The following is a 13426-nucleotide window of genomic DNA, read 5'->3' on the forward strand; positions in this document are numbered from 1 at the left end:
TCTTTTTCCTTTAATTCTTTTCTATTATCTTTGAAAAATAATCTAATGCTTGATGATAAACATCATTTTTAAAGCCAAAATCCATTTTACGAATTTCAGAAAGTCCTAAAAATTGATAAGTTGAAAATTCAATTTCTTCAGGATGGCTTTCAAGATTAATTTTTGCTTCTTCATGCAATCGGACAAGAAAATAATGTTGTTCTTGGCCAGCATAAGTCCAAGTTGGAAATTTCATCTCTTTAGGAAAATCATATTTTAAAGTTCCTGGATATTGTCCAATGATTTCAAACTCTTTTGTGCCAATTTCTTCTGAGAGTTCTCGAATAATGGCTGTCTCTGGTTTTTCACCAGCTTCAATTCCACCTTGTGGGAAGCCCCAGCTCATCCCGTCTGCTCGTTTACCTAGCCAAATTTTGTTTTCTTTATTGAGAATAATGGCTGCAACATTTTGTCTGTATTCTTTCATTTTTATCCTCTTTTTAGTATTAGGTTTACTGAATTCTATAGATGTAAAATTTGTCTTATTATTAATCTTCTAATACAATTTTACCATTTTCATCGCTAAAAATATGCTATAATTAATCTATATTCAAAAAAAGATAAGGAAGTTTTATTAATAATGAATCGTGATGAAATTCAAGCAAATTTAATCAAAGCAAGTCACATGATTAGCATGGACGATATTATTCGTGAAGGTTATCCAACTTTACGTGAAGTGGCAAATGATGTAACCTTGCCATTGTCAGATGAAGACATTATCTTAGGAGAAAAAATGTTGCAATTCTTACATAATTCTCAAGATCCTGTCATGGCTGAAAAAATGGGACTCCGTGGTGGAGTTGGACTTGCAGCAAACCAACTTGGCTTGCTCAAAAAAGTCATCGCCGTTTTGATTCCAAATGAACCTGAAGTTGATGAAGATGGAAATGAAATTCCACCTAAAGAAGCTTACAAAATGCGCGAAATCATGTATAATGCAAAAGTGGTTAGTCACTCTGTTCAAGATGCGGCTGTTGAAGGTGGCGAAGGTTGTCTTTCTGTTGACCGTGAAGTTCCAGGTTACGTCGTTCGCCATGCTCGTGTAACTGTGGAATACTACAACAAGGAAGGCGAAAAGAAAAAAATTCGCTTAAAAGATTTCCCAGCAATTTGTGTTCAACATGAGATTGACCACACTAATGGTGTTATGTTCTATGACCACATCAATATGAATGACCCTTGGGAAATTAAAGACGGTATGATTATTGTTAAATAATCGCCAAATTTACTGATGAATTTATGAATAGAAAAATTACTGACAGAATTTCCGTCAGTAATTTTTTATTTCATTTTCTACTTTTTAATCCTTGTCAGTAAAAGTTACTGACAAGTTTTTAGAAAATGATAAAGGTAAATTATTATTTAGCAATTTTTGCAAAATATTCAAGAGTACGAATCAATTGAGCAGTGAAACTCATTTCATTATCATACCAAGCAGCTGTTTTAACTAATTGTCCACCGTCTTTTAGGTCAGTCACTTCAGTTAATGTAGCATCAAAAAGTGAACCGTAAGCCATACCAATAATATCAGATGAAACAATTTCATCAACATTATAGCCAAAGCTTTCATCAGCGGCAGCTTTCATTGCTTCATTGATTTCGTCAACTGTAACGTGTTTTTCAAGTACAGTAACAAGTTCGGTAATTGAGCCTGTTGGAGTTGAAACACGTTGAGCATGACCTTTCATCAAACCAGAAAGTTCAGGCAAAACAAGACCAATTGCTTTAGCCGCTCCACTTGATGCTGGAACAATGTTTTCGGCAGCAGCACGCGCACGACGGAAGTCTCCACCACGATGTGGACCATCAAGTGTCATTTGGTCACCAGTATAAGAGTGAACAGTAGTCATTGTTCCACCTTTAACACCAAAGTTTTTATTTAAGGCATCCGCCATTGGTGCTAAACTATTTGTAGTACAAGAACCGGCAGAAATAACTGTTTCAGTTCCATCAAGAATTGTGTGGTTTGTATTGAAGACAACAGTTTTAACATCATTTCCACCAGGTGCCGTAATCAAAACTTTCTTAGCTCCACCAGGATGCAAATGTTTTTCAGCTTTTTCTTTAGTCGCAAAGAAACCTGTGGCTTCAAGCACAATTTCAACACCAGAATCAGCCCATTGAATGTCTTCCGGATTACGTTCAGCCGTAACTTTCACAAATTTTCCGTTGACATCAAAACCATCTTCTTTGACTTCAACAGTCCCTTTAAAACGACCTTGAGTTGTATCATATTTTAGCAAATGTGCAAGCATTGCTGGGTCTGTCAAATCGTTGATATGCGCAACTTCAACTCCTTCGACTTCTTGAATTCGACGTAATGCCAAACGTCCAATACGACCAAAACCGTTAATACCAACTTTAACTACCATGATGTAGTCCTCCGTTTTTTTATTTAGATGATGAGATTCTTCTCTTTTTTTGCTATAATAGAAATAAATAATTATAGCTATTGGAGATATCTCTTGTCTCTAATATAAATGATACTACTTTTTTACCCTAGTGTCAATCTTTTTTAATTTAAAATGTTTAAGGAGCTTCATCATGAAATTATCATCTGGTTGGGAACAATCTGTTTATGTATTACTTATTTTGGCAAGACTTCCTGAAAATCGGACCATGTCATCAATTGCACTTGCAAATCGTCTCAAAGTTTCGCCTTCATATCTCAAAAAAATTATTAAATCTTTAGTTGATGAGGGACTTTTACGCTCTACTCCAGGGAAAAATGGCGGTTTTTCACTCAATAAAGACCTTAATGATATTAGTTTTTACGATGTCTTTTTGGCCATCGAAGGACGGGGTCGAATTTTTCAAAGTCAAGGTCTTTTGCAAAATTTTATTGGTTCAGAGTCTGGCAAAGCAAAGCGTTGTGCCATTACAAGCGCTCTTGATGAAATTGAAAATACGCTTGTCAGAACACTATCAAATGTTTCACTAGCCCAAGTTGCTGACGAAACTCAATATAATTATAATCTTGGTTATCTTGATGAGTGGATTGATGAAATGGATTAAAGGATTTACTGACAGAGCTGCAATTCATTACGAACAATGAAGTTACAAATAGAAAAATTACTGACGAGATTCACGTCAGTTCAATGCGACCAAGGAGAGCATTAAAGTTGTAGATAGAAAAATTGCTGACAAGATTCATGTCAGTTCAATGCGACTACGGGGAGCATTGAAGTTGGGGATAAAAAAATTGCTGACAAGATTCATGTCAGTTCAATGCGACTACGGGGAGCATTGAAGTTGTAGATAGAAAAATTGCTGACAAGATTCATGTCAGCAATTTTTCATTATTTCATTATTTCTTTATTTCATTATTTTATTTTTTCTATCACTAAAAATTTTACTGACAGACATTTTTTATTCAGCAGGAACTTCTTCATCAGTCGTTTCTGCTGCTTCTTGAGCTTGATTAGAGATAACAATTTTATCATCAATCAAATCAGCAACCAATTCTTTGTATTCAGGGTGTTCAATATAGAAGTCAGCAATTGAATCTTCGATATTTTCTTGAATTGTTCTACGAAGTGGTCTTGCACCCATTGCTGGATTGTAACCTAGATCAACTAATTTTTCTTTTGCTGCTTGAGTGACACTAAGATGAATATCATTACGTCCAATTTGTTCGTTGACTTCATCAAGCATCAAATCAACAATTTTAAGGAGATTTTCTTTGCTCAAAGCAGAGAATTCAATTATTCCGTCAAAACGGTTCATGAATTCAGGGCTAAAGAAATCGCCAAGCTGACCAAGCACTGATTTAGTTCGTCCCTCACGAGCAGCACCAAATCCGACAGAGGCTTCAACTTTACCAGTTCCGGCATTAGAAGTCATAATAATCAAACTATCTTTAAAGGATACTGTCCGTCCTTGTGCGTCTGTCAGACGTCCATCTTCAAGAATTTGCAAGAACATGTGCATCACATCTGGATGTGCTTTTTCGATTTCATCTAATAAAATCAAACTGTAGGGATTACGACGAACACGTTCAGTCAATTGACCAGCTTCTTCATAACCCACATATCCTGGAGGGGCTCCAATTAATTTGGCCACCGAATGTTTTTCCATGTATTCCGACATGTCAAAACGAATCATACTTTCACTTGAGCCAAATAATTCTTTAGCCAATTGTTTAGCAAGTTCTGTTTTACCAACACCTGTTGGACCAACGAAAAGGAAAGAACCAATTGGACGATTAGGTTTACCAAGTCCCACACGAGAACGACGGATAGCTTTAGCAATCTTATCCACTGCTTCATCCTGACCAATCACATGTGCTTTCAAATCATCAGCCAAATTAATCAATTGGGTTTGTTCTTTTTCTTTCAAATCACCAACTGGAATATGTGTTTTTTGCTCAACAATTTGTTCAATATCTTTTTCAGTGATGACAGGAATTTCATCATCTGAAACTTCATGATTTTGTAATTCACGAAGTTTAGTGATTTGGTCACGGAAATGAGCGGCTTTTTCAAAATCTTCAGCCTGTGTTGCTTCATTTTTCTTCGTTTCTGCATCCGCAATCCGACGATTAATATCTTCAGGATCAACAAATTTCAAGGTTAGATTTTTCTTAGAACCAGACTCATCCAAAAGGTCAATGGCTTTATCTGGTAAGAAACGGTCTTGAATGTAACGATTTGACAAATGAGCGGCTGCTTCAATAGCCTCATCAGTGTATTTCACGTGATGATAATCTTCATAACGTGCTTGAATACCTCGCAAAATAGTAATTGTTTCATCAACTGATGGTTCATCGACTTTAACTGGTTGCATCCGGCGTTCAAGCGCAGCATCTTTTTCAATGATGCGATATTCATTGAGCGTTGTTGCTCCGACCAATTGAAGCTCACCACGCGCAAGCGCAGGTTTTAGGATATTTCCTGCATCCATATTGCCATCACCGGCAGAACCAGCACCAACAATTTCATGAATTTCATCAATAAACATAATCACATCATTACGTTTTCTGATTTCATCCATTAATTTTTGCATCCGTTCTTCAAATTGTCCACGAATTCCTGTTCCTTGAACAAGAGAAACAACATCAAGACGAATCACTTCTTTATTTTGTAGTTTTTGCGGCACATCTCCATCCACAATTTTTTGCGCTAAACCTTCAACAACTGCTGTTTTACCAACACCAGGTTCACCAATTAATACAGGATTATTCTTAGTCCTACGATTTAAAATCTCAATGACACGTTTAATTTCTTCATCACGCCCAATCACTGGATCAATTTCGCCACGACGAGCTGACTCTGTGATGTTAATTCCAAATTCTTCTAACATTCCTTTAGGTTGTTTTGCCCGAGGATTTTGTGGACCGCGCGGACCACGTCCACCTGTTTGTGTTGGTGGAGTTTGAGTGCTTGCTGCTCCATTAAAATCTTGACCGTGCAAAGCACTGAAGATATCATTAAATGGATTAAATGGTTCATCAGAATTTCCATTTGAGGCATTTCCTGCGCCAAATAAAGCTTCTTGACCGCCAGATTTCATAATTTGATAACAGTTTTGGCACAAATCAATTTGTTTTTTCTGACCATTTACACTTGTGTAAAGGTGAATCGTCGCTTCATTAATATTACAATTTTGACAAAGCATCGCTTTCCTCCTCTTAATTCTCAGTAATTAATTTTAAACTAATTTTCTCTTCACGGTTCGGAAGGAGTTAATCTAAAATCAGGACCAACTTCGATGTAAAGTTTTTTATATTTGAAATTTTTTGTGGTGATGACTAGAACTCGCTCATTATTTCGGACATCCCAAAACTCATTGTCACCGTTTTCTCTGAACCAACCGCCATAGTACCAAGCGTTAGTTCCTGCTACTTTTTTATAGAATTTTGGTTTTTTCATATTAGAAACAAGTTGAACAGATTCCAAATTTTCCGGGTCAATCTTGATATGTTTTCTTAAAGAAAGAACTTTTCTTGCTCCTCTAAGTTCAATATCAATGCCACCATTTTTTTCAAAATAGACAGTAGTCGTCATTTTCTCTCCTTATTTATAATTTAAGTGATAACGGTTACTTTTATTTTACATCAAATTTAAAAAATCAATAAATCATTTCTCCCTTTTAAAATAAAAAGTTTGACCATATTTGACCATTGATAAATTTATTATAATCATTTTAGGAAAATTTAGCAAGTCTTTTGAACTTTATAAATAAATTTTTAATAAAAAATACTGACAAAGCTGTCAGTAGAGCCAAAATATAATATAAAAAATTTAGCTTTTCCTTCTAGGATTGTCAGTAATTTTTTTATTTTGTCAGTTAGCCTGCATCATCAATTTTCTTATATAATCGATTTTGATGAACCAAGATATAAATTGAAGCAAGAATGGCAATGCCGGCAAAAATATAAACAATGATATTTCCTGCTGACCAGCCGTATGCTTGAACAAGCCAACCAATAACCAGAGTTGCTGTCACTTCACCAATAATGTACTGACAGAACCCCATCGTACCCGTTGACATTCCATTGGCAAATTTTGGGACAGCTTCATTGACCATCAGCCCGACAATTGTTGCTGGAGCATAAATGAAAGTTCCCATAATTAATAACACAATAATAATCAAAGTATGATTGGTCGCTGCAAAATAAGTAATCAGACAGGCAAGCATGGCAATCAATGAAACCAAAACCATAATGGCCCGACGGCCTTTAAGTAAATCAGTGATAAATCCGATGATAATAACACCAGGTACAGCTGCAAGTTCAAAAATTCCTGTCAGCCATTTTGCTGTTGAATTATCAAATTCTTTGACATTAACCAGATAGTTTGGAATCCAACTCATAATTCCATAACGAACGACATAGATTGACAATGAGGTCAAAATGACCGCCCACACGAGTTTATTTTTGACAATATATTCAAAAAATATTTTAAAAACATTGTCATTAGAAACATCGCCTTCAACAATTTCTCCGTCTTTAATAACCACTTTGTCGCCAGAATATTCTTCAATTGTCGGTAATCCTTTCGTCGTTGGACGGTCAGAACCCAGAAATAAAACGATAATAGCAATGACAATCGAAACAATTGATGCTGTCCAAAAACTCCATTGAAGCGAAGCGCCGAAAAAGAAAGCAGATAAATTAATAACAGCCACACACATGAAAGCTCCAGCATTATGAGCTGATGACCAGATTGAAAATGCTGTCCCACGCGCCATAATCGAACCTTTTGCTTTTCGGCCAAACCATAAACCGACTAAACGCTGACAAGCCGCAGCTCCCATACCTTGCATAACCGAGTTAAGCAACATCAGAAAGACAATCATCCCAAAACTTTGGGTTGCTCCATAAAGCGCATTGATAATCGCTGACACAATCAATCCTGTCGCCACATAACGGTTTGGATTGGCCCGGTCAGCTAAAGTCCCCATAATCAGCTTTGAAATTCCATAGCCAATCCCAAACATGGAGAGAATTGTCCCAATTTGTCCCATCGAAAAACCATAAGCCTTGGAAATATCATTTTGTTGAACGGTAAAGATCAATCGAATAATATAATAACCAATATAAACGATTGCCGTCGAAATTAAAACTCGAGTTTGCCACATTTTATACAACCGGGGAACTTTTTCCTCTGATATTTTTTGCTCCGCATCTGGAGCGGGTTTTAAGAATCTAAACATTTTGAATCCCCTTTCATTTTGATGAATTAATTATAACCCACTCCTATTTGAAATAAATTCCTGATTAAGCCATAATTTCAGGAATTTATTTTTAAATCAAAAAAATTTACTGACAGAATATAATCGTCAGCTTACATTACAATCTGTCAGTAAATCTCTAGCACTCAAACAATTGCACCGTATTCTTTATACTGTTTGTAAAGTTGGATTAAAAGGTGAATAATTAATTCTAAGGGGAGCATATTATTATAATCAACAAGGATTTTCCCTGACAGGTTCTTTTGATAAGCAAGCAAAAGCAAATCACTTTGTTCAACCAGCCTACTCTTATAGTTACCAGTAATAGCTAAAACCTTTTTTCCATCTCTTTTGGCCTTCTGTGCTGTTGCCACAATCAAATCTGTTTCACCTGATAAGCTAAGACCAATTACAAATGTGTTTCTAGGCAATTTTTCAAGATATGCTTGCATATTATCTTGATATAAGCTGACAGCTTTAACATCTAAAAATTGCAAATCTCTCGCAAATGAGTCAGCTATCCGAACAGATAATCCTCTTGAAATAATCACGACTGAAGCTGCATGAAAAATATTTTCAACAACTTTAGCTAAGTTTTCACTCTCTAGCAGCCTTACTGTCATTAATAATTCTTCAATATTTTCAGAGACAACTTGATTTGCATCTTTTGTCAGCCCATAAATCCAATCATGTCTATTTAATTTTTGTTTTTCCATATTTTTGTATTCAGAAAAACCAGAAAAATTTTTCTTTTTCAAAGTTCGAATAATTGATGAAGGACTGACATGGGCAGATTCAGCAATTTGAGCAACCGTCATTTGAATTATTTTTGCTTTATTTTCTTCTAAATAATTCCAAATATAAATTTCGACACTAGTTAAATGGTTCATAAAACTCCTCTGAATAAAAAATAATTTTATATAATACAAACTGAATCATAATACATACTATCTCTAAAAAAATATAAAAAAACTTACTGACAGTTTCATCAGTAAGTTTTTAAATTACATAAAGTCACGCAACGGTTTAGAACGACGTGGGTGACGAAGTTTTTTGATTGCTTTTGCTTCAATCTGACGAATACGTTCACGTGTCACTTTGAATTGTTTACCAACATCTTCCAAAGTATGCATGCGTCCATCATCAAGACCAAAACGCATTCTCAAAACATTTTCTTCACGGTCAGTCAAAGTATCCATGACTTCATCTAACTGTTCACGTAAAAGAATACGGTTTGTATAATCAACAGGTGATTCGATTACATCATCTTCAATGAAGTCACCAAGATGTGAATCATCTTCTTCACCGATAGGTGTTTCGAGTGAGACTGGTTCTTGAGCAATTTTCAGAACTTCACGAACTTTATCTGGCGCCATGTGCAACTCTTTACCAATTTCTTCTGGTGAAGGATCGCGTCCGAGTTCTTGCAAAAGATTACGTTGAACACGAATCAATTTATTGATTGTTTCAACCATATGCACTGGAATACGAATCGTGCGGGCTTGGTCAGCAATCGCACGTGTAATTGCTTGGCGAATCCACCATGTGGCATAAGTCGAGAACTTGAATCCTTTTGTATGGTCAAATTTATCCACAGCCTTCATCAAGCCCATATTTCCTTCTTGAATCAAGTCCAAAAATTGCATTCCACGTCCAGAATAACGTTTTGCAATTGAAACAACCAAACGCAAGTTGGCTTCGGCAAGCATTTGTTTCGCAAATTCTGCCCCTTCACCACCAGCAATAATTGCTTCAGCAAGTTTTGTTTCTTCATCAAGAGAAATCAATGGATAACGACCGATTTCTTTAAGATACATGCGAACAGGATCATCGATACGAACATTCGTAACAATTTCATCCATTGCAGTATCTGAAACTTCTTCTTTTTCAATTTCATCAGTGACAAGAGCCAAAGGACTTGGATTTCCATCTTTATCCACAATTGAAATTCCTGCATCTTGAATTTGTTTAAACAAGTCTTCAAGCGCATCATCAACAATCCCAAATTTAACAGAAAGTTCATCCATGATTTCTTCATCAAGCGCTTCACCCAAAGGTTTACGTTTGGTAATATAGCTTTTAACTGCTTTTTCATAAGCTTTTACGTTAAAAGTATCACCATTTTCTTTGACTTCAACTCTTGCTAATGTCTTAGGACTATCCATCTTTTCAACAACAACAGGTTTAACATTTAATGCTTCAAGAAGACGACGTTCTTCACCAGGTCCAACTGAACTTGAATGTGATTTTACAAGTAAGCCAATTTCTTGAGCCTTCTCAACCAAAACACGGTTTTGAACGCCAGTTTCTTTTGAAATTTGACTTATTCTTTTTTTATTTGCTGCCAATTCGCTCCTCCTCTTTGGGTAAAACTACTGACAAAACTGTCATTAAATAGACTAGCCAATTGTCAGTAAAAAATTATCATAATTTTTTCTTTTGGTTAATAATCTGAAGGGTTAACTCTAAGACACGTTCTTTGTTTCCTGCTTTCTCAGCAGTTGCCAACTGTTGAATGAGTTCTTCAAATTTTATTTGTTCCATTTCATTAGAAAAAATGGAAACTAAGTCATTGATTTCCTGACTTGATGCTGTATCAGGCAAATCTAAACTTATAATCTGGTAAAACAGACTACGTTCTTCGTCTGACAGCTCACTTGCTAAGTGTGATTCATCAATTTGTTCATAAACCATTGCTTCAAGCAAGATTTTATCAAATAAATCTTGATAACGTTTATGGACGAATCTAAAATTTTCATCTTGAGAAAATTTTTTCAAAACTGATGAATGATAAATCATTCGATGGAGTAGCATTTCTTCGGCTTTTTCCGAACGTGACAACTTAGGAACCTGAACAGATGGTTGAACAACTTGAGCCGATTCACTTCTTCTGTAAGTTTGTTGAGTTTTAACATTATTCTCATAATAAGCCTCCTCAAAATCTACAGGCATGACTGATTCAAGACTAGAATAATCATTTTCGTCAGTAAAACTTTCGGTCAAACTTGAAGCATCTAAATTACTGACAGGGTGGTCAGTAATTTTCATATTTTCACGCCGTAAATTTACAGCCTGCTCCACTTGATTATACTCGAAATCAGGCAAAATCTCAACTAATTTTCTTATATAGGCATCCTGAGCCGTAATCGATGGAAGCTTTGCAATCATTGGTGAAATCTGTTCAATAAAATCAAGTTGCGTTTGTAAATTAGCAAGGTTTTCAGGTCTCAAATAATCAATTAAAAATTCAATGGGTTGAATACGCCCCGTTTCCATTAAGGCAGATAATCCCTTCAAACCATAATTTTTAGAATACTCATCTGGATCAAGTCCTTCTGGGACCTTTACAATCTGCACAGCAGATTCACCAATCAAATCAATGGCCTTATAAATTGCATTTTGCCCAGCAGAATCTCCATCATAAACTAATACGAATTTTTTTGCCATTTGTTTCAAACGGCGGACGTGTTTTTCGGTTAATGCCGTCCCCATTGAGGCAACAACATTATTTATTCCAGCTTTATAAGACGCAATAACATCCATAAAACCTTCCATTAAATAGACTTCATGCTGCTTTGAAATTGTTGGTTTTGCTTTATCTAAATTCCAAAGTTCATAAGATTTATCAAATATAGTTGTTGCTGAAGTATTAATATATTTGGCTTTAGAATCATCATTTTCCTGCCATTTACGTCCAGAAAAACCAATTGTCTGTCCATATTCGTTGGTGATTGGAAACATGATTCGGTTCGTAAAAGCATCAAAAACTTTATTATTTGAGAAATGAAATAAACCAGACTTTGCCATAATTTCTTCATCAAACTTATTTGATAAATTTTTAAAAATAAAATCATTTTCTTCAGGAGCTAAACCAATATTAAATCTCTTGATTACATCATCAGTAATCCCCCGCTCCTCAAGATATTTCCTAGCCCGTTCACCCAACTCCGTTGACATCAATAGAATATTGTATAAACGAGCAGCCTGGTTATTGATTTCAAACAATGGTGCATTTGGATTATTTTTTTCTTCTCTATCATCAGAAATGTTAAGAGTAACTCCTGCAAAATCAGCCAGTTCCTTAACAGCATCAACGAATCCAACTTGATTGTATTCTTTTAAAAACTCAATCGCATCACCAGAGCGCCCACAACCAAAACAATGATAAAAACCTTTTTCAGCATTTACATTAAAGGAAGGAGTTTTCTCACCATGAAAAGGGCATAAACCAATATAATTCTTACCTGTACGACTTAAAGCAACATACTGTGAAATTAAATCAGCAATATTAACTTTTGACTTTAAATCATTAACAACCTCAGTGTCAAGTGAAACCATAATCTCCCCCTTCATCCCTACGATTAATCATAAAAGTAATCTCATAAAATAAGTATAACACTTCAGAAAGGTTCTTAATCATCATTCATTTTCTAAAATAAATATAACTTACGAAATCTTACTGATTTTATGGCTTTAAAGTCTAAAAGACGCCTATTAAAGAATAGACGTCGAACAAAGGGGGGTAAGGGATTCGAACCCTCGCGCCGGTTTCCCGACCTAACGATTTAGCAAACCGTCCTCTTCAGCCTCTTGAGTAACCCCCCATAGGCTTATTAACAATGAATAGATACCTACATATCCATTATGGGAATTCCAGGATTCGAACCTGGGACCCCTGCGTTATCAACACAGTGCTCTAACCAACTGAGCTAAACTCCCAAAATATTAAGCTAAGCGGATGACGAGAATCGAACTCGCGTAGCCAGCTTGGAAGGCTGGGGTTCTACCATTAAACTACATCCGCTAACAAAGAATGGCGCGAGACGGAATCGAACCGCCGACACATGGAGCTTCAATCCATTGCTCTACCAACTGAGCTACCGAGCCAAAGATATGGATCTTGCTGGATTCGAACCAGCGACCGATCGGTTATGAGCCGATAGCTCTAACCAACTGAGCTAAAGATCCAGCTGATAAATATAGCGGCGAAGGGGATCGAACCCCCGACCTCTCGGGTATGAACCGAACGCTCTAGCCAGCTGAGCTACACCGCCATTTTTGACACAAGTCAAATTGATGTAAAAACATCAATCGGGAAGACAGGATTCGAACCTGCGACACCTTGGTCCCAAACCAAGTACTCTACCAAGCTGAGCTACTTCCCGTTATATGCAAGCGGTAGGATTCGAACCTACAACCGCCTGATTCGTAGTCAGGTACTCTATCCAGTTGAGCCACGCCTGCAAATAACATTTTTATAAATAACTAGTAATAATACTAGTAAGCGAACGACGAGATTCGAACTCGCGACCCCAACCATGGCAAGGTTGTGTTCTACCCCTGAACTACGTTCGCACTTAAACTTTGTGTCTTCCGACAATGCCGACTACATGATTCGAACACGCGACCCTCTGATTACAAATCAGATGCTCTACCAACTGAGCTAAGTCGGCTAATACCTAGTATGCGGATGAAGGGACTTGAACCCCCACGCCGTTAAGCGCTAGATCCTAAATCTAGTGCGTCTGCCAATTCCGCCACATCCGCTAGGATTATGACCCGTGCTGGGCTCGAACCAGCGACCCTTTGATTAAAAGTCAAATGCTCTACCAACTGAGCTAACGAGTCATTAGTATTTCTACTAACGGTTCTGACGGGAATCGAACCCGCGATCTTCGCCGTGACAGGGCGACGTGATAACCGCTACACTACA

At 36.5% G+C, this 13426-nt stretch carries 10 protein-coding genes and 13 tRNA genes; 2 read left to right on the plus strand and 21 right to left on the minus strand.

Annotation, left to right across the window (positions count from 1 at the left end; genetic code table 11):
* Positions 1–10: 10 nt before the first annotated feature.
* Positions 11–472, minus strand: a complete 462-nt coding sequence (locus IAE51_RS03935) for an RNA pyrophosphohydrolase (RefSeq protein WP_306171264.1) — start codon at positions 470–472, stop codon at positions 11–13.
* A gap of 147 nt (positions 473–619) precedes the next feature.
* On the opposite strand from IAE51_RS03935, the gene def reads away from it, so the two are divergent.
* On the plus strand, positions 620–1255 hold the full coding sequence (gene def, locus IAE51_RS03940) for a peptide deformylase (RefSeq protein WP_003130816.1): 636 nt from the start codon (positions 620–622) through the stop codon (positions 1253–1255).
* A gap of 142 nt (positions 1256–1397) precedes the next feature.
* On the opposite strand, the gene gap is transcribed toward def, so the two are convergent.
* Positions 1398–2411 (minus strand): type I glyceraldehyde-3-phosphate dehydrogenase, encoded by a 1014-nt coding sequence (gene gap / locus IAE51_RS03945; RefSeq protein WP_003130818.1) that lies wholly within the window; start codon positions 2409–2411, stop codon positions 1398–1400.
* A gap of 172 nt (positions 2412–2583) precedes the next feature.
* Here gap and IAE51_RS03950 point away from each other — a divergent pair, with 172 nt between their 5' ends.
* Positions 2584–3054 (plus strand): Rrf2 family transcriptional regulator, encoded by a 471-nt coding sequence (locus IAE51_RS03950; protein ID WP_200094789.1) that lies wholly within the window; start codon positions 2584–2586, stop codon positions 3052–3054.
* 354 nt (positions 3055–3408) lie between these two features.
* On the opposite strand, the gene IAE51_RS03955 is transcribed toward IAE51_RS03950, so the two are convergent.
* The 19 genes from IAE51_RS03955 to IAE51_RS04045 form a co-directional block, all read right to left on the minus strand.
* Positions 3409–5655: an ATP-dependent Clp protease ATP-binding subunit gene (locus IAE51_RS03955; RefSeq protein WP_012897283.1), complete on the minus strand. Its 2247-nt coding sequence runs from the start codon at positions 5653–5655 to the stop codon at positions 3409–3411.
* 50 nt (positions 5656–5705) lie between these two features.
* Entirely contained in the window at positions 5706–6044 is a 339-nt protein-coding gene (locus IAE51_RS03960) for a hypothetical protein (RefSeq protein ID WP_200094791.1), read from the minus strand.
* Positions 6045–6327: 283 nt separating this feature from the next.
* Positions 6328–7695, minus strand: a complete 1368-nt coding sequence (locus IAE51_RS03965) for an MFS transporter (RefSeq protein WP_200094793.1) — start codon at positions 7693–7695, stop codon at positions 6328–6330.
* Positions 7696–7859: 164 nt separating this feature from the next.
* Positions 7860–8603 (minus strand): MurR/RpiR family transcriptional regulator, encoded by a 744-nt coding sequence (locus tag IAE51_RS03970; protein WP_010905438.1) that lies wholly within the window; start codon positions 8601–8603, stop codon positions 7860–7862.
* A 114-nt stretch (positions 8604–8717) separates the two neighbouring features.
* Positions 8718–9878, minus strand: coding sequence for an RNA polymerase sigma factor RpoD (gene rpoD / locus IAE51_RS03975; protein WP_026138868.1), 1161 nt, complete (start codon positions 9876–9878; stop codon positions 8718–8720).
* A gap of 259 nt (positions 9879–10137) precedes the next feature.
* Entirely contained in the window at positions 10138–12051 is a 1914-nt protein-coding gene (dnaG, locus tag IAE51_RS03980) for a DNA primase (protein WP_058204328.1), read from the minus strand.
* Positions 12052–12229: 178 nt separating this feature from the next.
* A tRNA-Ser gene (locus tag IAE51_RS03985) sits at positions 12230–12317 on the minus strand.
* A 41-nt stretch (positions 12318–12358) separates the two neighbouring features.
* Positions 12359–12432: transfer RNA gene (locus IAE51_RS03990), tRNA-Ile, on the minus strand.
* Positions 12433–12446: 14 nt separating this feature from the next.
* Positions 12447–12517: transfer RNA gene (locus IAE51_RS03995), tRNA-Gly, on the minus strand.
* Between the two features lie 10 nt (positions 12518–12527).
* Positions 12528–12600, minus strand: a tRNA-Phe gene (locus IAE51_RS04000).
* Between the two features lie 7 nt (positions 12601–12607).
* Positions 12608–12681: transfer RNA gene (locus IAE51_RS04005), tRNA-Ile, on the minus strand.
* A gap of 12 nt (positions 12682–12693) precedes the next feature.
* Positions 12694–12767, minus strand: a tRNA-Met gene (locus IAE51_RS04010).
* A gap of 37 nt (positions 12768–12804) precedes the next feature.
* Positions 12805–12878, minus strand: a tRNA-Pro gene (locus tag IAE51_RS04015).
* 5 nt (positions 12879–12883) lie between these two features.
* Positions 12884–12957 (minus strand) — tRNA-Arg (locus IAE51_RS04020).
* A gap of 39 nt (positions 12958–12996) precedes the next feature.
* Positions 12997–13068, minus strand: a tRNA-Gly gene (locus IAE51_RS04025).
* 25 nt (positions 13069–13093) lie between these two features.
* Positions 13094–13166: transfer RNA gene (locus IAE51_RS04030), tRNA-Thr, on the minus strand.
* A 12-nt stretch (positions 13167–13178) separates the two neighbouring features.
* Positions 13179–13260, minus strand: a tRNA-Leu gene (locus IAE51_RS04035).
* An 8-nt stretch (positions 13261–13268) separates the two neighbouring features.
* Positions 13269–13341: transfer RNA gene (locus tag IAE51_RS04040), tRNA-Lys, on the minus strand.
* A 20-nt stretch (positions 13342–13361) separates the two neighbouring features.
* Positions 13362–13425, minus strand: a tRNA-Asp gene (locus tag IAE51_RS04045).
* Position 13426: the final 1 nt, after the last annotated feature.

This window comes from Lactococcus sp. S64, from assembly GCF_016516525.1.
GTDB classification, from domain to species: domain Bacteria; phylum Bacillota; class Bacilli; order Lactobacillales; family Streptococcaceae; genus Lactococcus; species Lactococcus lactis.

Coding starts and splice junctions, on each gene's coding strand:
- gap (WP_003130818.1), bottom strand. CDS start 2,411: ATGGTAGTTAAAGTTGGTATTAACGGTTTTGGTCGTATTGGACGTTTG.
- IAE51_RS03970 (WP_010905438.1), bottom strand. CDS start 8,603: ATGAACCATTTAACTAGTGTCGAAATTTATATTTGGAATTATTTAGAA.
- rpoD (WP_026138868.1), bottom strand. CDS start 9,878: ATGGATAGTCCTAAGACATTAGCAAGAGTTGAAGTCAAAGAAAATGGT.
- dnaG (WP_058204328.1), bottom strand. CDS start 12,051: ATGGTTTCACTTGACACTGAGGTTGTTAATGATTTAAAGTCAAAAGTT.
- IAE51_RS03960 (WP_200094791.1), bottom strand. CDS start 6,044: ATGACGACTACTGTCTATTTTGAAAAAAATGGTGGCATTGATATTGAA.
- def (WP_003130816.1), top strand. CDS start 620: ATGAATCGTGATGAAATTCAAGCAAATTTAATCAAAGCAAGTCACATG.
- IAE51_RS03950 (WP_200094789.1), top strand. CDS start 2,584: ATGAAATTATCATCTGGTTGGGAACAATCTGTTTATGTATTACTTATT.
- IAE51_RS03955 (WP_012897283.1), bottom strand. CDS start 5,655: ATGCTTTGTCAAAATTGTAATATTAATGAAGCGACGATTCACCTTTAC.
- IAE51_RS03965 (WP_200094793.1), bottom strand. CDS start 7,695: ATGTTTAGATTCTTAAAACCCGCTCCAGATGCGGAGCAAAAAATATCA.